A 20946-nucleotide genomic window follows, 5' to 3' on the forward strand; every position below is an offset into this window, starting at 1 on the left:
GGGTTAAATAAACCAATAAATTAATTAACTCTATAAGTGTATTGCTTGTTGTTCCCCTATATGTTCAACACAATTTGCTTAATAATCAATATCTTAGTTTAAGGTTTGTCTGCTAAATTATGGAATAACAATAGAAGTAACCGATCTAAGACTTAATAAGGAGAGGAAAGAACTTGATAACCAAAGGGTTAAAGATATTCATTACCATACTGATGTTGCTGGTATTGCTGATGGCGGCGGGATGGTTTTCTATTCCTCATTGGCTGCCTAAAGTCACCAGTCATTGGTTACCTCCAGGTATGACGGTTTCATTGAAACAACCAGAATGGAAAAATGGGGCTTTGCAACTGGCTGATATTTCATTGCAGATGAAAGATTGCAGGCTCATTCGTGTATCGCGATTATCTGTTAGTTACCCATATTCAGAGATAGATAACAGTTATCATTGGCAATTAAATGCCGCAGATATTAATGGAGATATCCATTGCCTAAATCAGTTGCCCGAATCTACTCAGGGCCTTGCTCCATTGTCTGTTGCTGATATTTTAGCTCTTATTCCACAAGGAAGTTTGTCTGTGGATAATCTTTCTTTTCATCCCTGGCAAGATTTTGCCGGAAAGCTAAAATTCAATTCCTCTCCTCAGGGGCAAAAACTGAGTTATCAGGGAAAGAATGTTAAATTGTCAGCGCATATTTATGGTAAGGAATCGTTATTTATTGACCAACTGGCAATTAAATTACCAGAACAGGAAATCAGCCTTAATGGTGAAGTGACTTTACCACTTAATGTGGACAAACTACCTCCTCATGGTGAAGTAAAAGGTAAAATTATTGCCAGTCAATATACGCACCCGCTAAATATCAAGTTAGGTTGGCAAGGGAAATCCGGCAAACTTATTATCAGAGAAGAGGGGACGGTAGTACCTTTGGCTGAATTACCTTGGCAGTTTAACCAAGACCAGTTTGATATTACTGATGGTAAATGGCGATGGACGAGTGCGGGACAACCTCTTGCGGGTGGAGTGAATATTAAGATTGCTCATTGGCAACAAGGATTGGATAACCTGCTGATTAGTGGCCGTATAAATTTGGTCACGCAGGGGAAACGTGGTAAAGCGAATATAGTGTTAACCATAAAACCGGGCCGGATAAACTCGTTAAATATGCAACTTCCTTTTCAATTAACAGGTCAGATTAATGTGCAGGATATGATTATGGCTATGTCATTGCCTGCGGTAATTAGTGGTCCGCTGGTTAATCCGAGAATGACTTTCCAGTCAGGTTCGTTGTTTCGGACTTGGGGGCGTTTGTCCGATAAGTTTATTGTTAAAGATGCTCGATCACCGTTAGCGGGAACTTATCTGACACGTGAAGGTTTTACTGGCCGGTTACAGGCGATTGTTAATGCACAACACCGTGATTGGGGAAAATTCCGTTTGCATCTTGATGGTCATGCCGAGAATTTTATGCCGGATAAAGGCTATTGGCGTTGGAACTATTGGGGAGATGGCGATTTGCCGTCACTACAGGCTAAATGGGATATCGCTGGAAAAGGTCGCTGGCGTGACACATTGATTAGCGTCAACGAAATGGTTACCGGCTTTAATGTTATTAAACACGGCATGATTCAGGTAGATACGCCGCGTCTACAGTTAACAAAGCCATTGGAATGGCAACGTTCAGAGAAATCTCCCACCTTTAAGGGTGAGTTACGACTGGCAACGAAGAAAATATCGTTTCGGTCCGGTGGCTTTCTGCCCCCCACTGAACTGACAGCAAAATTGACAGGGAAAAGCCCGAACAACTTTATTGTTAATGGTGATCTTTCATCAAGAAATATTGGCCCGATCCCTTTTTACAGTCGTTGGGATGGAACAAGATTGCGTGGTGAAGCGCGTTGGCCTACTCAATCCTTACTTGCATTTCAGCCGTTGGTACCTAAAGATTTAGGGATAAACTTGCGCTCAGGTGATCTTTATGCACAAGCCGCTTTTTCTGCCACACAAGGGCAAGGTTTTGTCGCGGGAGGGCACTGGGTGGTAAAAAAATGGCAGCATGTGGCTTAAAGATGGTGAAATCAGTGGCCTTAATTTTGTCTTACCGTGGCGGCTGAAAGATAGTATCTGGCAATTTGGTGTTAAATCGCCGGTTCAGCTACGAGTGAAAACAATTAATAATCTGTTTGAAATGCATAATTTAACGGCGGATTTACAGGGATTTTATCCGCCATCGGAACAAAAGCCGCTGGAATTGACTAATGTGAATGTAGGTATGTTGGATGGGCGTATTAACCTAGATAAATTAAGATTTCCTCAGCATCATCCGGCTATTTTGACGCTTGATAAATTGGAGCTAAGTCGCCTTTTTACTGTGTTGAAAGTTAAACAATTTGCGATGTCCGGCAAAATCAGCGGAAAATTGCCGTTGTTTATTAACAATGAACGCTGGATAGTTCAGCAAGGTCGGATTACCAATATCGACCATATGACCTTACGTCTGGATAAAGATACGGTAGATTCCATTAACAAAGATAATATTTCCGCCGGTGCCGCTATGGATTGGTTACGCTATTTAGAAATCAGTCGCTTACGGGCGCAAGTCAGTCTTAATAATTTAGGGGGTTTGACACTTAATGCTGAAATTCAAGGTGTTAATTCATTAAGGGATAAAAAACGGCAAGTCAAGCTGAATTACCATCATGAAGAGAATATCTTTCATTTATGGCGTAGCTTACGGTTTGGCAACAATCTTGAAGATTGGTTACAGCAGAATATATCTGTATTAAATGGGAGTGATAAATGACAAAACGAACCAGAACAAAGCTGTTCTTACTATCAATGGGATCTTTAATATTGTCAGGTTGTATACGCCTTGAAGTGGCAACACCTGAGAAGCCCATTAATATTAATATGAATGTCAAAATTGAGCATGAAATTCAGATAAAAGTAGACAGGCAAGTTGAAGAGATGCTCAAGAATAACACGGGTTTATTCTAGGGGGATTAGCATTATGAAGATAACAGGTACGGGAATATTGTTATTGGCAAGTGTATTGTTCAGCCCTTTTGTGGGAGGAATGACCCTGAATGAAGCAAAGCAGGAAGGGCTGGTGGGTGAAACGTTCAGTGGTTATCTGGCTATAGTAAAAGCAGATAGTCAGGCACAGGCTTTAGTGGCAGAGATTAATCGGGCCCGTAAGGAAAAATACGCAGAAATTGCGGCTGGCAATAATATTTCTACAGAACAAGTGGCTAAACTTACTGGCGAAAAACTGGTGAACAGAGCTGAACCTGGTGAATATGTGCTTGGTATTAATGGTAAATGGTTGAAGAAATAAAAGCGCGTCGAATGACGCGCAAAAAACAGCAATATAAATATAGATAATGTATGAATTATGAACAAAAACGTGGCTGTCAGGAAGCTATTGCTGCTAAAACTTCACGGGCAGTTTGTTGCGCTTGATTTGCTGCATCAAGACTTAACCCTATACCTTCGGCAAAAACAAACTCTACATCAGTGAGACCAATGAAATTCAGGAACAGACGCAAATAAGGCACTAACAGATCACTGGGGCCGTCTTTATGGATGCCGCCACGGCTGGTCAAGATAATTACCCGTTTGTCTTTTAACAGACCTTCAGGGCCATTTTCGGTATAACGGAAAGTCACGCCAGCACGGGCTATCAGGTCAAAATAGTTTTTCAGTTGGGTTGGAATGTGGAAGTTGTACATCGGCGCAGTGATAACAATAATGTCATTATCCTGCAATTCCGCAATCAGTTCGTCAGATAATGCTAATACCTCTTGTTGGCGAGTAGTCATTTCACTGCCACTTGGACGTAATGCATGAACCAGTTCATTATCCAGAACAGGAATGGGTTGTGCGGCCAGATCACGTATCCTAATGGTGTCATCAGCATGATTGGTTTGCCACTTTTCAATGAAGAAATCTGCCATTTGGTTAGTATGTGAATGCTGCGCCATAATGCTGGATTTAAGAACCAGAACTTTACTCATTTTTATTCCTTAAATTAACTTTTGGTAATTCACTTGTTAATCACGATATAGTGATTCTATGAGTTATTATCTTCTGGTAATAGAGCAATATTTAGAGCTTAGCATTCAAATTTATTGAAAAACTTTTACCCACGTTGATATAGCGTGATGGGGAAATATCCGCCGAAATTATTGCCAATAGATAAGATGTGCTACTATGTCGTCAATAAGAACCGCATCATCAATAAAAGCTGGCTAATCAGTAAAGTTAAGAAGTTACAAGGATCAATATAAGTGAAAGAGTCTCAGAAAATCATTAACCGTCAGGCTGCTTGTCCAACGATCAAATATCCAGAAAACTTGCCCGTCAGCCAGAAGAAAGATGATATCTACAAAGCTATTCGTGACCATCAAGTTGTCATTATTGCGGGTGAAACCGGTTCGGGTAAAACAACCCAAATCCCGAAAATTTGTCTTGAACTAGGTCGGGGAATAAAAGGTCTGATCGGCCATACTCAACCCCGTCGATTGGCTGCTCGCGCGGTTGCCAATCGTCTGGCGGAAGAATTGGAAACCTCGGTGGGTTCTGCTGTCGGTTATAAAGTCCGGTTTAGTGATCATGTGGGCGATAACACGTTGGTTAAGCTGATGACCGATGGTATTTTGCTGGCGGAATTGCAAAATGACAGGTTGCTTAAACAATATGACACGCTCATTATCGATGAGGCGCATGAGCGTAGTCTGAATATTGATTTTATTCTGGGTTATTTGCGTCAGTTGCTGCCAAAACGTCCTGATTTGAAAGTGATTATTACCTCGGCGACTATCGATCCTGAGCGTTTTTCCCGTCATTTTAATCATGCGCCAATTATTGAAGTTTCTGGTCGAACCTATCCGGTAGAAGTGCGGTATCGTCCGGTGATGGGGGAAGATAATGATGGCGAGCGGGATCAGCTTGAGGCAATTATTGATGCTGTTGATGAACTCAACCGGGAAGGGCCTGGGGATATCCTGATCTTTATGAGTGGTGAGAGGGAGATTCGTGATACAGCCGATGCGCTGAATAAACTGAATCTGCGTCATACCGAAGTACTGCCGCTATTTGCGCGTCTTTCTAACAGTGATCAGAACCGGATTTTCCAGTCACATATCGGGCGGAGAATTGTGCTGGCAACTAACGTGGCAGAAACTTCGTTGACTGTACCGGGAATTAAATATGTGATTGATACCGGATATGCACGTATCAGCCGTTACAGTTATCGGACGAAAGTACAGAGATTGCCGATTGAGCCAATATCACAGGCGTCGGCTAATCAGCGGAAAGGGCGTTGCGGACGTGTATCCGATGGGATCTGTATCCGGCTGTATTCAGAAGATGATTTCCTTTCTCGGCCGGAGTTTACTGATCCAGAAATCCTGCGTACTAACCTGGCATCGGTCATTCTACAAATGACGGCAATTGGTCTTGGGGATGTCAGCGCATTTCCATTTGTGCAACCGCCTGATAAACGTAATATTCAGGATGGCGTTCGGCTTCTGGAAGAGCTTGGAGCTATTGATCAGAGCACCATTAATCAAGGCGCAATGGCTAAGAGTAATTACCGTCTTACATTAATCGGACGACAGCTTGCTCAACTCCCGGTTGATCCCCGGTTGGCGCGTATGGTATTGGAGGCTCGTCATCATGGTTGTGTGCGTGAAGTGATGGTCATCACTTCTGCGCTGTCTATTCAGGACCCAAGGGAGCGGCCGCTAGAGAAACAACAGGCTTCTGATGAGAAACACCGTCGATTTGCTGATAAAGACTCCGATTTTATTGCATTTCTGAAATTATGGGATTTTTTGAAAGAACAGCAAAAGGAACTTTCTTCTTCGCAATTTCGCAAGCTTTGCCGTCAAGATTATCTTAACTACCTGAGGGTCAGAGAGTGGCAGGATATATACGCTCAGTTACGACAAGTTGTGAAAGAAATTGGTTTGTCGATAAATAGCCAGGATGCAGATTACCGCAGTATTCATACTGCGTTACTTTCTGGGCTGTTATCCCATATTGGCCAAAAAGATACAGACAAACAGGAATATACCGGTGCGCGTAATGCTCGTTTTGCTATTTTTCCTGGTTCTGGTTTATTCAAGAAACCGCCTAAATGGTCAATGGCGGCGGAATTGGTTGAAACTAGCCGCTTGTGGGGGCGTATTGCTGCGCGGATAGAACCTGAATGGGTTGAACCATTAGCCGCACATCTGGTGAAGTATCATTATAGCGAACCGCACTGGCAAAAATCTCAGGGCGCGGTAATGGCTAAGGAAAAAGTCACTTTATATGGTTTGCCAATTGTGGCTAGTCGTCAGGTTAATTACAGCAAAATTGATCCAATGCTCTGCCGTGAGTTGTTTATCCGCCATGCGCTGGTGGAAGGCGACTGGCAAACTCGACATGCATTTTTCCGAGCGAATCTGAAATTACGCGAGGAAATTGAGGAGTTGGAACATAAATCCCGTCGTCGTGACATTTTGGTGGATGATGAAACTCTATTTAGCTTCTATGATCAACGGATACCTCAGAATGTAGTTTCTGCCCGCCATTTTGATCGCTGGTGGATGAAAACAGGTAAAGAGCAACCGGACTTGCTCAACTTTGAAAAAAATATGTTGATCAAAGGTGATGCCGATAAAATCAGTGCGTTGGATTACCCTAATTACTGGTGTCAGGATGCACTGAAATTACGGCTTAGTTACCAGTTTGAACCAGGTACGCAAGCCGATGGTGTGACCGTTCATATTCCGCTGCCGGTGCTGAATCAGGTTAAGGATGAAGGATTTGATTGGCAGATCCCAGGTATTCGCTATGATTTAGTGGTTGCGCTGATTAAATCACTGCCAAAGCCGGTTCGTCGTAATTTTGTCCCTGCGCCAAACTATGCTCAGGCATTTATGGAGCGAGTATCTCAACCTCAATCCACTTTGTTAGATAGTCTTGAAAGGGAGTTACGGCGGATAACTGGCGTTACGGTGTCACGTGATGATTGGCAGTTAGAGCAAGTACCCGATCATCTCAAAATGACATTTAGAGTGGCAGGAGAAAAGAATCGGACTATCGCTGAGGGTAAAGATTTATTGGCACTGAAATTACGCTTGAAAGAGAAAGTTCAGGAGACACTTTCCTCTGTTGCTGATGATGGGATTGAACAGAGTGGGCTGCATATTTGGAGTTTTGGTGAATTACCGGGACGATATGAGCAAAAACGCGGTGGTTACTCTGTTAAAGCATTTCCCGCGCTGGTGGATGAAAAAGAGAGTATCGGTATCAAATTGTTTGAAACTGAATTGGAACAACAGATTGCCATGTGGGAAGGTACTCGTCGTCTGTTGTTGCTCAATATTCCTTCGCCAATTAAATACTTACATGAGAAATTGCCGAATAAATCCAAATTGGGGCTCTATTTTAATCCCTATGGCAAGGTACTGGATTTGATTGATGATTGTATCTCCTGTGGTGTGGATAAATTAATGGCAGTGAATGGTGGACCAGCTTGGAATGAGCAGGATTTTATTCAGCTACAGGACAAAGTTCGGGCTGAATTGAACGATACTGTCGTGGAAATAGCTAAACAGGTAGAACAGATACTCACCACTATTTTTGCTATTAACAAACGCCTTAAGGGGAGAATTGATATTTCACTAGCCCTGGCGTTATCGGATATCAAAGAGCAGCTTTCTGGTCTGGTTTTCAAAGGATTTGTCACCGTTAATGGTTGGAAACGTTTGCCGGATGTCCTGCGTTATCTACAAGGTATTGAGCGCCGTCTTGAAAAATTAGCGATTGATCCGCACAGAGATAGAGCACAAATGGGGCGTGTCGAAAATGTCCAGCAACAGTGGCAGCAATGGCTGGCAAAATTATCACTGCAACAAAAGCAGTTGCCTGAGGTACAAGAGATTCGTTGGATGATTGAAGAACTGCGGATCAGCTTGTTTGCTCAGCAACTGGGTACGCCATATCCGGTCTCGGATAAGAGAATTTTGCAAACAATGGAGCAAATTGCTTCCTGATCAAAGAAGAAGGTCATATTCTAAACTGCGTCCCAAGTTTTACATTTGCGATGCAGTTTTTATAGGTCAGTTAAATCGTCAAACTGAGAGCCACCTATTCTAGAGGTGGCTTTTTACTTAGACTGAAACGAATGAGCTGGTTAGCAGGGACTTTCCGTATGTTTGGCTTTGTTAGCCTCAATGAAAGCATTAACCATAGCGGTTTTATTTTTGCGGTTACGAGCGTAGTCAGTTTGAGTTGCCTTCTTCTTGGTTGCTGTAGCACGTTTTAACAACATAATCGCCTCCTCCTAAATCTTCATGCTCTAAATTAATCTTGATTGTACCTTTTGTAAAAGTCTTTCATAGGTTCTTTTATGAGAATCACTATAACCACTAAAGTACAAGTAATGAACTTTAGATTCTTCAATATAATCCAGAATGTATGATATTAAAACATTAAAAAGGTAGTTATTTTCATTTCTATTGTAATGAACAGCTTTATCTATTTTATCAAATGGAGTCCTACCATTTAATTCGTCCGTAGGGATTAATTCATAAGCTTGATCGAAAAAGATAATAGACACAGCAAATAAAATTTTGGGATTAATATCGTACACTTTAGCAATTCTTTAGGCTCCGACAATATCGTCAGTTAATGGAAAGAATACCAACCGAAAGGTTTGTGGTTTTTTGCCGTTAAAAGTGAATTCAATGTCATAACTGCTAATCTTACCGATTCCACCAATGGTTTTATTCTTGAGACTATGATACTTGGTCATTCTTTAACACTGTTGCTGTTTGAGTAGTGGTTTATTATACCAATATTACTTTTTCACTATTCTTTCTAATTGCCTAATATGAGAGTGGGTTCCAAATTTTATGTAATTGCGTCATCCAGCTAATTGGGTTTCCACGTCTGGTCACAAATTTATCTGTGACGTATTTGACTTACCCGAACCTAAACCTTCACGTTAATTTTGGATAATTATAGTATTCATAAAAGCCGGAGGACCAGTGATTGGCTGGCCTGTCATCCTAAATTTAACCTATTTTAAGTTCGTTCCAGGCACTTCCGTTAGATTCGGTGACCAATATGGATGTATCTTTCTTTATTGATCGGGGCTTTCTGTTAACTGTCATAAAAGCAACTTAGGTCTCTGAAATTGGATGAGATCATGACTACGATTGGGGCACTGCCGTACAGACATTTTAGAAATCAAAATTCCTAACTACCTGCTCTAACCTCAAGTTAGGGATGGCTTCTGGTTGTTAAATTTGTTGAACTAGGGGGGCAATCCAACTATTATCACGTTATGTGATATAAATTTATATCATGTTAAGTGGCATAAATTTGATAACGGCTAATCATCTATTCACTTGAATTTCATAATGTTAGGAGGCTATATGAGGACTGAACACACCAGATCTATACAGACTATTAGCCACTCAACAGAAGTTATCAATTCTTTTTTTGATGAACCATCACAAAGGATGTTCTCTGTTAGACGCTTAAGCTGTAGGGTTGATATTAAGCGTCAACTGTTTATCGTTACTGTTGAAAATGCAGACAATTCAAGCAAGTTCCGAGTGATCCCATATGCTGAACTTACAGTGTGTAAAGACAAAGTAAGATACCTTGTAAATCCGGTATATCAATATCCTGAACTGAAAGATAGATTGCCTTCAATAAATACCAGTATTGAAAAAACTGTTTGTGATTTTATTCAGAAATATAGTCCTGTTGCTAATGTGTAGCTGAGATAAAGATGGCCCCTGACCTGAACGATTCATACACCAAAGATTTAAGTAGAAAACCTGACTGTATAAAAGAAGAGATTGTAGGAAAGTTTTACCACTTATCAAAAGGTGGTGATTTATTAGAGGTGACTGAGTACCTCTTGAGTGGTAGTGAGTATCATTACTACATAGGGATCATTCGATTAGGATGTTTCACTGATGATTATTATAGGTCTCAGTCTCTTGAGATGCTTGATTCCGGCTACAGCGAAGGTGAAATCATCCAGCATCTAATAGATCTTGATATGCACAATCCTGATGAGGATGAGTTAATAGGTCGCATTGCATACAATGATTTTATTTTCTATGACTGTGGTATAAAAAAGACGGGTAAGCAGATAAAGGGGGCGTTTATTTCGTCAGATTATCAGGCAGCAGGTCTGGGACGCTCAATATATAGAAGATTAGTTTTAAAGCACGATTATATTATTTGCGATAACATTCAAAGTGTTGCTGGCGGTACTTTGTGGGCGAGTGGAATAATAACATTAGCTGATGTTAGGGTATATGACACCATACGACATGAATTTGTCGATGTGCTAACAGAAGGTGGAATTGGGATTAATGGTGTTAAACCTTGGAGCGCCACGCATCTATCTATGAGTGAGCTTTCTCGATGGGAACCGAACTCGATATCTCATGATTGCTGCCACCATATAGTTAACATCATTAGTAAAGATCCTCATTTATAAACTTGCCTCTCGCATTTTTTATATCTGGCCGTTTAAGACTGAAATGAACCCTGAAAATTGAATGTTTAACAATTAGAGGTTCACTTCATCGTCTATTATGTTTTCTTAAATATTCCATAATTAGAGGGCAATAGAGGAAATAGGTATTATCTTACCAATAGTGATAGGATAGTACATAATCATTAAATTGTCGTCATTAATAGAATAATATGGAAAGATCATATTCTATAGTCTTATTTAGATTCTTTCATTCCAGCTATCATAATGGATTATATTTCCATCATTGTGCTTCCAGGTGATTTTTTCATAGCGAAGTTCAACGATTTCCATATGATTGAATTTATCTTTTGATGAATTTTTTATATCTAACATAACAGGAACAATATTAACCACCTTTACATTTTCCATGAAAGTATTGAAATACTCTTTCTCTTGCCCATGCTCATTTATTTTATACCATTTAAGCTCTGCTGATTTTAATGTTTGTCCTGTGGTTAATGCTTTATAAAGGTATGGGGATGACGAATCAATTTCTTTCTCAATCATAAATGGAATATGTTTCCTCGTTCCAGTTAATTTTCCTGTATTATCATCAGTGGCGATACTGACGCTATGATGAAGACCTAAAATCTCAATACTGCCTTCTCTACCATAGACATCAGCGGAACCTTTAATATCTGCTCCGCCGTCGTCTTTTATGTACATATATAGAGGAATAGCCATGATTAATCTCCTTCAGAAAACGATTTTGAATTACCTGTGGTAGAAATAAGCTTTTGTAAGCATTTTTCACCACTTTTACTTTTATACAGTGCACGAATACTATCAACGACATACTGATTTAATTCTGCTTCTTTTCCTTGATAAAAAGGTAGAGAACAGACAGAATCAGTGCTAATTGAAATATTGGAATCATCAAGAATAGATAATACTCCGTTTACGTTTTTCGGTAATGCAGTTGCTAATGCTGTTGATAGCGTTTCCGATGAATGGGCATCACTTCCTTTTGCAAGCAAAGGTGCTACTTTGAGCCACGCTATATCTCCACTTGCAATATGATCTGTTATATAATCCCATTCTCCGTTGTCTCCTTCTGGCATATTTGCAATTACTGCTCTTGCACCTTGCTGTTTTATTTGTAGGATTAGTTGCTCTGGTGTTAAATTTGGATATGGATTTTTAGCTGTAATATGACGATCCACGGCCAGTGAGCTAGATGATGTCAGTATTAAAAGTAAAACTAGTTTTTTCATTCGACCACCAGAATTGTATCGCTAGAGTTGGCTATCTCTTTTCTGAGATTAGAGCCATTTATAATGATGCAACCATGTGATGCCTGCCGATATGTGCCATCCCGTCTGTCACCATGTATTCTGAAGAGAGAGCGTCCAAACGTGTTAGTTCCCATAATAGGGTCTAATATCACGGTAACCTTGGTTATTGAGTTAGAGTAACCGTTGATTCTGTAATAACCACGGGGAATTGGTCCTTTGCCTTCAACCTGTTCCATAGATGGGTTGTTTATTCCGGTTCCATGACCGCTATAGCCTTTTGCAATAAAAGAGCCATTATGTGTAAGCACACCAGTGCTTTGTGAATATTTCCACGTCATATTTGTTTCCATTAGTAAATATTAAGGAATTTAACTTTAAACTTAATAAACATTTTTAAAAGCATAATTTTGTAAAAAAAAAGAAATTTTTTGTAAATTAATTTATGAATTTAATAAATTTTGACCTTATTATCTGGTTATTCAGCATGATTATTTTGAAAGTTTATCAACAAGATTAAATGTTCCACTGAATTCAACAGGAGAAATGGAACTAACTCGTAAACGATGCGACTATATTAACGCATAACATGTTAATTAGTGGGAGTAATCTGCTGAGTTTTCCCAAAAACTTTTCAGATAAAAATAATTAAATAACAGGGCATCAGTCAAGAAAATAAATTTCCTGTAACTGATGAAAATAAATTTATTACTGATAAGTTAATGTCATTGTTGCGGTTACATTTGCCTGCCCGGGGGTAATATTGCGATCGGTTTGAAAATATCGGGCGTGTAAAGGGATAGATAACTTCCCGCCTGAATAGCTATTACCAATATTTATTTGTGAATGGATAATGACAGGTTGGTTATTGTAAAGAATTTGCATTCCCACACCGGAAGCAGTTGTGCGATTATTATTTTGATCAAGCGCCCATACATGATATAAGTTATTTTTTGCTCTCTTTCCATCAAGCATTAATTGAATTTGGACATCATCATCACAATCTAAAATAACCTCAAAATCTTTCCCCCCTGCGGTACTGTTAATACCAGAAAAATCGATTTTCTTAATATCACCCATAGGAACAGTAATATTGCTATCTTTCAATGAGCAGCTTTTAGTAATAATTCGGGTATTTCCCAAACGGTAAGTATGCACGATGTGGTTATTTACTCGTGCTTGAATTAATTGTTCGTTTCTGACAAAACCAGAACCTGTTGTTGGTGCTATTTTTATTAGTTGAATTGTCAGATAACCCCATGTCTGACCACAATACCAACGACCAGAACTGTCACAGCTTACAGGATTATTGGCGATACGGGGTAGCCAGTCGATACCATAGCCGGGACCCCAGGTATTTATTCTGATGCCAACACCGGGAACACCAGATTCATAAATAGCATCTTTGTTATAATCCGCGCTTTTATAGGATGTATATCCCCATGATGTATTAACGTTTGTATTGCAATAGAAAATATTGTTTTTATTGGCTAATTCATCTGCACGATATTCGTAAATCGTTGTGCCAATAGGTTGATCTCTTGGGACATATAAGGTCCCAAAAGAGAGATGAGTGATTTCTGGTTTAAATCCTTTCTCAAATTGGCAGTTAGCAGCAAAACTATAAGAATTAACGATTAAACCAATTAATAAGTTGATGATAATGAACAAGTATCTAAGTTTATTGTAAATATTAAACATAGCATTTTCCTGTAGGTTGTTATTTACAGTGCTCTTCTATTATATAAATACCGGATAAAGGGCTTTTTTCTGGTAATTTGTAATTAACGACACATTCCTGAATATCTTTATAACCCCATTTAACTAATAATCGCCCACTATCGGGTAAACCAGTGAGGTAAACTTGCCCTTCGTGACTGACAATCGCGCTATTTATTTCATCAATATCATGGAGTTTTTTTAATGTGACAACTGCTCCAAAAGGAATAGGATTTTCTTGATAATATAGATTGATTAGAGCTCTATGACCTATCCGGGTTTTAAAATCCGCCAGGACTAACGCTCCCCGAGTAGGAATAACAGTTTGGGCATTAACGTCAATATCGACATTATCTGCTAATGAATGAGTATCCAATGCAATTCGATTTTTCCGGTAACTGCTGACATAAGGAATAATCGCATAACCATTCCAATCGGTGGCAATACCAGCATTATTTTGGATCTTTATTCCTTGAGCGCCATCAGCCCGGATTAATGCTAATGTGTCTCCCAAATGTTGTGAAAGCGTAATGCCGTATGGGTGAGCAACAATTCCTCCTTGAAGGCCATAATTCAGTTGGTGAGAGTGGCGATCATAGCTATAACCGGTACTAAGTTGACCATAAGCTCCTTTATATTCCGCATGGATATGACCGCCAGCGCCAGTGCCGTGATTTGTGTAACTCTGCTGTAAACTATAGATTAAATTATTGTCTTCCAGCGCGGTACCACTTAAACCGACTTGGTGGGAAATATCTTTGTTTTTATTGGTATTGAAATTGTAACTGGTCCAGCTATTCTTTAGCCAACGATCTAATGGAATCTGTATGCTAAATGAAAAAAGTTGTTCATTTTTATTCGTATCTGGAAGTTGGCTATAGGTATAATTTAGACTGTAATTAATATTATTATAATTGGTGCTATAACCTGCGTTGATATTACGTTCATAGCCAGGTTGTTGCCAGTAATTTTGTTGAAGAGCGGACAAATATAAACTACCAAAATCTCCCAATGATTGATTAATATGCAGTTGTAATTTACTTCTCTTGTTGGTGCGGTAACGCCAGTCACTTTTATTATAGTCATCTATATCATTGGCTTCTTTAAAATCGTAAAAACCACGTGTTGAATAGCGATAACCTGCCAGAGTAAAATTAGTTCCTGTTAATGAAAGATCTTTTGCATATTGAAAACGGTAGGATTGTCCTTTGGTACTTATATTGGATGGTAAATCGGTGTTAGCATGAGTGATGTCAAAAGAGAGAGAACCTAATATACCAAGGTTATAACCTGATCCTAAAGCAATAGATTGATAATCTTTTGAAAAAATCGTACCGCCATAGGCAGTGATGTTATTCGAGGAACCATAGACTAATGCACCTTGGGCAAAGTTGGGTTCTTGCCCACGATTATTTGATGATTGATATTGGCCCAGTGTTATCGAATATTGGAGTCCTCCTTCTCGTAACATAATCGGTATAGTTGAAAAGGATTGAGTAGATCGGTATTCCTGACCATCGGCTTCCTTAATAATAACTTCTAAATCTCCACTTGTTGTGGTTGGGAAAAGGTCATTAATGACAAATGGACCCGGTGAAACATAAGTTTGATAAATGATATAGCCGTTTTGTTTGATCGTAACTTGAGCGTTACTTTGGGCAATTCCTCGAACACTGGGGGCGAAGCCTTGTAAACTGTCTGGTAACATATTGTCATCAGAAGCTAATTGTAAGCCGCGGAATTGGACACCTTCAAAAATATAGGAGGGGGTAAAGCTATCACCTAGGGTTAATTGTCCTTTTAGTGCGTGAATATCCCGTTGTAAATAGGTGTTAATACTTTTCCAACTCTTGTCACGACTGGTGTAGGTAGAATAATTGCGTAGACGCCATGCTTGCCAATTAGCGCCTGTTCGAAGATTTAGATAATGGGTCTGCGTAGAGCCAGATGGGTCATCTTGCCAGGTATTTGAGCCACTATAATTATAGTTAATTAATAATGAAGTTAATCCTTGCTGCCATAATTCAGGTGAAACATAACCTCTTGCTTGATTGTTTAACATTGCTTGTGGAATATTGATCTCCAGTCTTTGTTGACTAAAATTGAAGACAGTACTTGCTGATGGAATATATTGACTTAAATCAGACAACTCTGTTTCTGGAGGTAAACTGATCAGCTCTGGAAATGTATCAATTTTTACTCCCATATCTTGTAATTGCTGAATTGTCAGCTTGGGCAGCAATTTGTTATTTATCGTGACAAAGGTTACGTTCCTAGTATCTATTTTATCTCTATTAAGGTAAATATCTACCCAGTAAATACCGGGTGGATAGTCACCTTGTGTGAAAATAGAGAGATCAATATCTTCAGGTGAACCAGAATCAGTACCTATCTCTAGTGCATGAATGTTGAAATAATCTTCAGAATAAGTTTTAGCAGGGTAAAAAAATACGCCAACAGCTATAAATGGCAATAATAAGAACCATAAATGTTCAATATCATATGGTTGCTTGTTAATTTTATGCTGTGAGCACTTTCCCATAATTAACTTTCTGGTATAAAGTAATGTAACGGTTTTATTGAATGGTTGTTTTTTCCTCGGCAGTAACGCCACCAAAATCATTAATTGCTTTCCAATTTACCTGCTTTATGTTCTTTGCCGACAGAGGCCAGCTTAGTTGACTAAAGGGTTTAATCATGCCCGCAGGTTTTATTTCATGTTGATCTGCTTTAAGGTAAGAGAATGAAATGAAGTAAGGGGTAGGATTTTCTGCGATCAATGAGTTGTTTTCCGTACGGAATTTGAGCTCTTTGTATGCGGTACTTGATTTTTCTGCCAAATTTGTAGGGCGATAAAACAACTTAAACTTTGACTTAACTGTTATTTGTAATTGATTCTGATCTGATTTTACAGAGGTAGGAATAGACTTTACATTTAACCAAAAAAGTGATTCCCGATCTTGAGGCAGGTTACTTGCTGTTTTTACAATACGCAGGATATTTTCATGGCCTGCTGCAAGTTTAAAGATAGGAGGAGTAACGATAAAAGGGGTCTTCATATTGTCATTTTCATCTTGTATCCAAGATTGAATCAGGTAAGGGGCATCTTTTTCCGGGTTATTTATAGAAATAGACGCTTCTTTTTTGTCACTCATGTAAATAACACGAGTTCCACCAATGACGACACCGGCGATAGCGAAATTTACACTGATAATATATAGAAAAATTATTGTGAATAGGCGTTGATACTGCACGGTAATATCTCCGTTTTATCGTGTTTTTATGCGTTATTTTGTGGGCATCCATGCCCTGTACTGCTTTATTAGAAGCAAAACGTGAATAAAGTTCTGTTCTAAATTTAGCTTGTCTTAGTTATAAACGATCGTAAAATTGGCGACTGCATCACCCGAACCTGGGCTAATGGTTTGAGCTGTAGCAACATATTTTGCCATGAACTTCAACTCTGCTGTTTTTTGGTCAGTAAAAGCCTGAGCTTTGGAAGCTCTTGCCAAAGGAATCAGCGTTGAGTTGTCTTCTTCATAGATACCAATAGCAACACCATCGGCGGCTTCCTGGCCTTTATCATTGGATAAGGCCAGAAGATTGTTATTTCTACTGTCTATCTGTCCGTCAAATTTAACTTGTGCATGAGTATATTCTGGTGGGCAATCACTCATCTTAATGCTAAAGGGTGTTGCTGCTGCGGTACTATCTACACCACTAAATGCATTTGAGCTAATTGTTCCCATGTTTACATTTTGATTTGCAGAGTCAGTATCGATTTTACAGGCATTTGCGATGATATTACCTGTAAAGTTGATTTTTCCGTCGGCTGCATTTGCTACAGAAATAAATACAGAAGATGCAAGTAAGGATGAAATAATCAGTTTAGCTTTCATTTTAAATAGATCCTAACCCTGCCGAGCATGGCGTCAGGGAAATAGAAATACTGATTTAATGGGAACTGTATAAACATCAATACAGCGTGTAAATATTTATGGCTTTTACCCAATAACAACAACGATAACTCAAACTGTATCTTTTTTGGGATAAACCTGGGTGATCATAGCGATTAATTAGGAAAAATCCAAAGAATGACTGGGTAATGTGTTATGTTTAAGATTTTTATCTGTTTTTGTTTCTTAAACAGGATTATTTTTTAATATTAATGTGATTTATTGTAAGTAATAAATCATTATGCTAATTAATGAGAATATCTTTTAGTTAATAATTGGTTATAAAATTAATTGTGATATAAATCACAATTAATTTATCACGCTTAAGAATTTATTTTTTTGTTCTATTATTTTCATGTTATTACCTCTCGCTGTCATTTTCTGTTTGAGCATGTTTATTCTGATAGAGATAAGTAATCCGGAAAAAATTATTCTATAGTTTTCTCATGTGATCTTTCTATTTTATTGTTTGTGGTAATACCTATTTCAGTTGAGGTTATGAACCCTCAACGCAATTAACACTGTAAGGAAGGAAAATGAAACAGTTCGTCTTTGTATTGGGCCTTTTGTCCATCGTTCTTGCATTCGCGCGTCCTGCTTCGGCTATGCAAATAGAGCAAAAAATCGCCACAAATGGTGTGGCATCAATCGAATATTCGGTACGTGGGGAAGGGCCATTGCTCATGATTCTTGCTTCAACCGGGCGAGGAACGGCGGAGTTCGCTCCACTCGCGGATCGACTGGCGATGCGTGGCTATCGCGTTGCCTTGCCGGAACCTCGCGGAATCTCAAGGTCAACTGGTCCGATGGAAAACGTGACCTTCCACGACTTTGCTGATGATTTTGCTGCCGTGGTTGTGGCGGAAGGAGGTAAGGCAATCATAGTGGGGCACGCTTATGGCCACTGGATCGCTAAAACGATTGCCGCGGATTATCCTAAGATGACGCGTGGCATAGTGCTTTTGGCAGGGGCAGCGAAATCTTGGCCCTCGGAGCTCTCGGATGCGATCACGGTGATTAGTAATCCGAAATCTACCCGGGAGGAGCGGTTGGCGAAACTTAGACTTGCCTTCTTCGCGGAAGGCAATGACCCGACGTCTTGGCTTGATGGTTGGCATTCTGATGTCATAAAAAGTCAGTCCTCGGCGCGTAAGCTGACCAATCGCAAGGATTGGTGGGCGGGCGGGACGGCGCCGATCCTCGATTTGCAGGCGAGTTCCGATCCATTTAGACCTGAAACGTCTCGGATGGAAGCGAAAAACGAGTTCGGGAACCGCGTTACTGTCTCAGTGATTGAAGGGGCCAGCCATGCACTACCTGCGGAGAAGCCGCTTGAAGCAGCAAATGCAATTGCAGATTGGGCCGACAAACTGAAATAATTTAAGGACAATATCTGGTCCTTATCAGGGCATTCGTACCGAATTTGTTGCGGTGTGAATGCCCCAATCAGGGATGATGCCAATAGGCAAAATAGACATCCTGCCTCAAGTTTTACACCTTATGCCGGTGATGAGCTGGAATACTCCACCAACATCGGTGCTTTGAAAATCATCTTGGCTTTGTTCTTCAACACTTTGTGTCGACAAAATTGATTAAAAAACCATACTAATCAAGTTGTATTAACAATATTAGTTACAACATACTTTTAAATATAACACCAACAAAAATATGAAAGAACAACGAAAAACCAAGCAAACTGCTATATGAAAATCCAGAAAGCCATCACAGGAGAGTAATGGCCTGAATCTGACGAGATTACTTGAGCAGTAACCCAGTGGCAGGGATTGCTGTTATCAGCAATACGGCAATAGTGAGCTTTTCAGCCAAATGTAAGCTATTTTTCTGCGGGTTTTGATGGCGTACATACAGAAAAACTATAAGACCTGGTGCATAGAGAACAACAGACAATAACAAATTCATTAAACCGGATGCATAAAGTAGCCATATGCCATAAATACAAGCTCCAACGGCAATGAGTAATAATCCTTTATTGCTACGATTAAAAGCGACTTTTAAAAGAAATGCTCCCACAAGGAAATAGGGCACTAAAATCATCTCTGATGCAATTGCCAGTAATGAATTGTAATTGCTTCCACTTAACCAGATCAAAACGAGAGAGAATTGTACCGCGCCATTAGTGAACCACAATGAAGATGACGGTGCATTATTGCGGTTTTGCTGGCTAAATACTTTTGGAAAAGAGCCGTATTGGGAAGCGATAAATGGCACTTCTGCTGCCATGATCGTCCAACTCAGATAAGCACCACAGACGGAGATAATCAATCCGGCGGCAATAATGATTTCGCCTGCGGAACCAACGAGTCCCACCATCAGGTTTGCCATTGATGGGTTGCGTATTTCTGCTAACTCAGATCGTGGTACTAATCCAAGGGAGAGTAGGGTGACCAAGATATATATTGCTAATGCTGCAACGACAGCCAGCATGGTTGCAATACCCACGTCTGTCCGTTTTTTCGCCCTGGCTGAAACGACAACAGCACCTTCAATACCAATAAAGACCCAAAGAGTAATCAACATGGTGTCTTTTACTTGTTGCCAGACAGGAACGCCTAGATCAATGCCTTTAAAGTCAAGGTTAAAGATATCCATTTTGAAGGCTATGGCGGCAAGTATGATAAAAGCACCTAAAGGCAGCAATTTTGCCATTGTCGCCAATTTGTTGATTCCGGCTGCGGTTTGAACGCCGCGGAGTACCAACCAATGGACGAACCAGAGTAGGATAGATTCTCCCAATAGGGACTGCCAAGTATTGCCATCACCAAAGATGACGATGCCCTCTTTGTCAGTAAAGAAACTTAGGGCGGCAAAAACGATAACCAGATAAGAAACATTGGCAACGACTGCGCATAACCAATATCCCCAGGCAGAGCAGAAGCCTATTAGTTCACCGAAGCCCTCTTTGGCATAAGTGAAAATCCCTCCATCAAGATCCGGACGGAGACGAGAGAGCAATAACAGTGCGGTAGCCAGGAACAGGATGCCGACACCTGTTATTCCCCAACCAATCATTAACGCTGCCGGGCTGGCGATTTCAGCCATATTCTGCGGTAAGCTGAAAACACCAGCACCAACCATAGAGCTGAGTACCAGAGCAGTAAGAGCTGTGAGACCTAGTTTCTTTTCCAAAGATATGTTCCTAATGTGACATAAACTGCATTATTAGCCAGTTCATTACCCGATCATAAAGATGAACTGGGTATCCGGTTTTCGTCGCTTCCAAGCTGTATAGAACGGAAAGATAGACAGATTGAACCTAGAAATAGAGGGGGGATTCTACGAAGGGTATGAGCTGGATGCAATGGTTTTCTATGCAAATAACTATAAAATTTATGCATTGTTTGATGGTGAGTTTGGTGATGATGAAGTGTAGTGAGACGCAATTTATTTTTATAATACTGTTTGTTGTATTGAGGTAAATAGGTGATAAATATGAAGTACTATGGTGTTATTACTAATTAAGT

At 39.8% G+C, this 20946-nt stretch carries 20 protein-coding genes and 1 pseudogene; 9 read left to right on the forward strand and 12 right to left on the reverse strand.

Annotated elements, in window-relative coordinates; translation table 11 throughout:
• The first annotated feature begins 173 nt into the window (after positions 1 to 173).
• The 4 genes from C6H66_RS09180 to C6H66_RS09190 are packed head-to-tail and all read left to right on the forward strand — an operon-like array spanning position 174 to position 3336.
• Positions 174 to 2066, forward strand: a complete 1893-nt coding sequence (locus C6H66_RS09180) for an intermembrane phospholipid transport protein YdbH family protein (RefSeq protein ID WP_248000638.1) — start codon at positions 174 to 176, stop codon at positions 2064 to 2066.
• Positions 2056 to 2802, forward strand: coding sequence for an intermembrane phospholipid transport protein YdbH family protein (locus C6H66_RS26720; protein WP_248000639.1), 747 nt, complete (start codon positions 2056 to 2058; stop codon positions 2800 to 2802). The genes C6H66_RS09180 and C6H66_RS26720 overlap by 11 nt, the downstream gene beginning before the upstream one ends.
• A complete protein-coding gene (locus C6H66_RS09185; RefSeq protein WP_036775603.1) occupies positions 2799 to 2996 on the forward strand; it encodes a YnbE family lipoprotein in 198 nt (65 codons plus the stop codon). The genes C6H66_RS26720 and C6H66_RS09185 overlap by 4 nt, the downstream gene beginning before the upstream one ends.
• 13 nt (positions 2997 to 3009) lie before the next feature.
• On the forward strand, positions 3010 to 3336 hold the full coding sequence (locus tag C6H66_RS09190; RefSeq protein WP_036806356.1) for a YdbL family probable chaperone protein: 327 nt from the start codon (positions 3010 to 3012) through the stop codon (positions 3334 to 3336).
• Positions 3337 to 3412: 76 nt separating this feature from the next.
• Here the strand turns inward: C6H66_RS09190 and C6H66_RS09195 are convergent, their stop codons facing one another.
• Positions 3413 to 4015 (reverse strand): FMN-dependent NADH-azoreductase, encoded by a 603-nt coding sequence (locus C6H66_RS09195; RefSeq protein ID WP_105395404.1) that lies wholly within the window; start codon positions 4013 to 4015, stop codon positions 3413 to 3415.
• 285 nt (positions 4016 to 4300) lie between these two features.
• On the opposite strand from C6H66_RS09195, the pseudogene hrpA reads away from it, so the two are divergent.
• Positions 4301 to 8047 (forward strand): annotated as a pseudogene (gene hrpA / locus C6H66_RS09200) (ATP-dependent RNA helicase HrpA); the annotation flags it as partial.
• 140 nt (positions 8048 to 8187) lie between these two features.
• Here hrpA and C6H66_RS25885 read toward each other — a convergent pair.
• The 3 genes from C6H66_RS25885 to C6H66_RS25890 are packed head-to-tail and all read right to left on the reverse strand — an operon-like array spanning position 8188 to position 8808.
• Entirely contained in the window at positions 8188 to 8325 is a 138-nt protein-coding gene (locus C6H66_RS25885; protein WP_181150170.1) for a hypothetical protein, read from the reverse strand.
• 27 nt (positions 8326 to 8352) lie between these two features.
• A complete protein-coding gene (locus tag C6H66_RS09205) occupies positions 8353 to 8646 on the reverse strand; it encodes a hypothetical protein (protein WP_046394578.1) in 294 nt (97 codons plus the stop codon).
• A gap of 12 nt (positions 8647 to 8658) precedes the next feature.
• Positions 8659 to 8808 carry a hypothetical protein gene (locus tag C6H66_RS25890; protein ID WP_181150171.1) on the reverse strand — a complete coding sequence of 50 codons (150 nt, stop codon included), beginning with the start codon at positions 8806 to 8808 and terminating at the stop codon, positions 8659 to 8661.
• Between the two features lie 625 nt (positions 8809 to 9433).
• Here C6H66_RS25890 and C6H66_RS09210 point away from each other — a divergent pair.
• A complete protein-coding gene (locus C6H66_RS09210; protein WP_036775611.1) occupies positions 9434 to 9784 on the forward strand; it encodes a hypothetical protein in 351 nt (116 codons plus the stop codon).
• An 11-nt stretch (positions 9785 to 9795) separates the two neighbouring features.
• Positions 9796 to 10518 carry a hypothetical protein gene (locus tag C6H66_RS09215; protein WP_036775613.1) on the forward strand — a complete coding sequence of 241 codons (723 nt, stop codon included), beginning with the start codon at positions 9796 to 9798 and terminating at the stop codon, positions 10516 to 10518.
• Positions 10519 to 10755: 237 nt separating this feature from the next.
• Here C6H66_RS09215 and tssD read toward each other — a convergent pair whose 3' ends face one another.
• The 7 genes from tssD to C6H66_RS09250 all read right to left on the reverse strand — a co-directional run bounded on the left by tssD (position 10756) and on the right by C6H66_RS09250 (position 17407).
• Entirely contained in the window at positions 10756 to 11241 is a 486-nt protein-coding gene (gene tssD / locus C6H66_RS09220; RefSeq protein ID WP_105395406.1) for a type VI secretion system tube protein TssD, read from the reverse strand.
• A 2-nt stretch (positions 11242 to 11243) separates the two neighbouring features.
• On the reverse strand, positions 11244 to 11771 hold the full coding sequence (locus C6H66_RS09225) for a hypothetical protein (protein ID WP_046394580.1): 528 nt from the start codon (positions 11769 to 11771) through the stop codon (positions 11244 to 11246).
• Positions 11768 to 12130, reverse strand: a complete 363-nt coding sequence (locus C6H66_RS09230; protein WP_046394581.1) for a tlde1 domain-containing protein — start codon at positions 12128 to 12130, stop codon at positions 11768 to 11770. Before C6H66_RS09230 ends, C6H66_RS09225 begins: the two co-directional genes overlap by 4 nt.
• Positions 12131 to 12497: 367 nt before the next feature.
• Positions 12498 to 13490 (reverse strand): fimbrial protein, encoded by a 993-nt coding sequence (locus tag C6H66_RS09235; protein WP_105395407.1) that lies wholly within the window; start codon positions 13488 to 13490, stop codon positions 12498 to 12500.
• A 19-nt stretch (positions 13491 to 13509) separates the two neighbouring features.
• Positions 13510 to 16050: a fimbria/pilus outer membrane usher protein gene (locus C6H66_RS09240; RefSeq protein WP_105395521.1), complete on the reverse strand. Its 2541-nt coding sequence runs from the start codon at positions 16048 to 16050 to the stop codon at positions 13510 to 13512.
• 34 nt (positions 16051 to 16084) lie between these two features.
• Positions 16085 to 16762 (reverse strand): fimbrial biogenesis chaperone, encoded by a 678-nt coding sequence (locus C6H66_RS09245; protein WP_046394583.1) that lies wholly within the window; start codon positions 16760 to 16762, stop codon positions 16085 to 16087.
• Between the two features lie 114 nt (positions 16763 to 16876).
• Positions 16877 to 17407: a fimbrial protein gene (locus C6H66_RS09250; protein ID WP_046394584.1), complete on the reverse strand. Its 531-nt coding sequence runs from the start codon at positions 17405 to 17407 to the stop codon at positions 16877 to 16879.
• Positions 17408 to 18000: 593 nt separating this feature from the next.
• On the opposite strand from C6H66_RS09250, the gene C6H66_RS09255 reads away from it, so the two are divergent.
• Complete coding sequence (locus C6H66_RS09255; protein ID WP_105395408.1) at positions 18001 to 18843, forward strand: alpha/beta fold hydrolase; 843 nt, start codon at positions 18001 to 18003, stop codon at positions 18841 to 18843.
• 376 nt (positions 18844 to 19219) lie between these two features.
• Here the strand turns inward: C6H66_RS09255 and C6H66_RS09260 are convergent, their stop codons facing one another.
• A complete protein-coding gene (locus tag C6H66_RS09260; RefSeq protein WP_105395409.1) occupies positions 19220 to 20611 on the reverse strand; it encodes an amino acid permease in 1392 nt (463 codons plus the stop codon).
• Between the two features lie 121 nt (positions 20612 to 20732).
• On the opposite strand from C6H66_RS09260, the gene C6H66_RS27255 reads away from it, so the two are divergent.
• A complete protein-coding gene (locus C6H66_RS27255; protein WP_258151878.1) occupies positions 20733 to 20855 on the forward strand; it encodes a hypothetical protein in 123 nt (40 codons plus the stop codon).
• Positions 20856 to 20946 lie beyond the last annotated feature (91 nt).

Origin of the sequence: Photorhabdus hindustanensis, assembly GCF_002968995.1 — a bacterium.
GTDB classification, from domain to species: domain Bacteria; phylum Pseudomonadota; class Gammaproteobacteria; order Enterobacterales; family Enterobacteriaceae; genus Photorhabdus; species Photorhabdus akhurstii.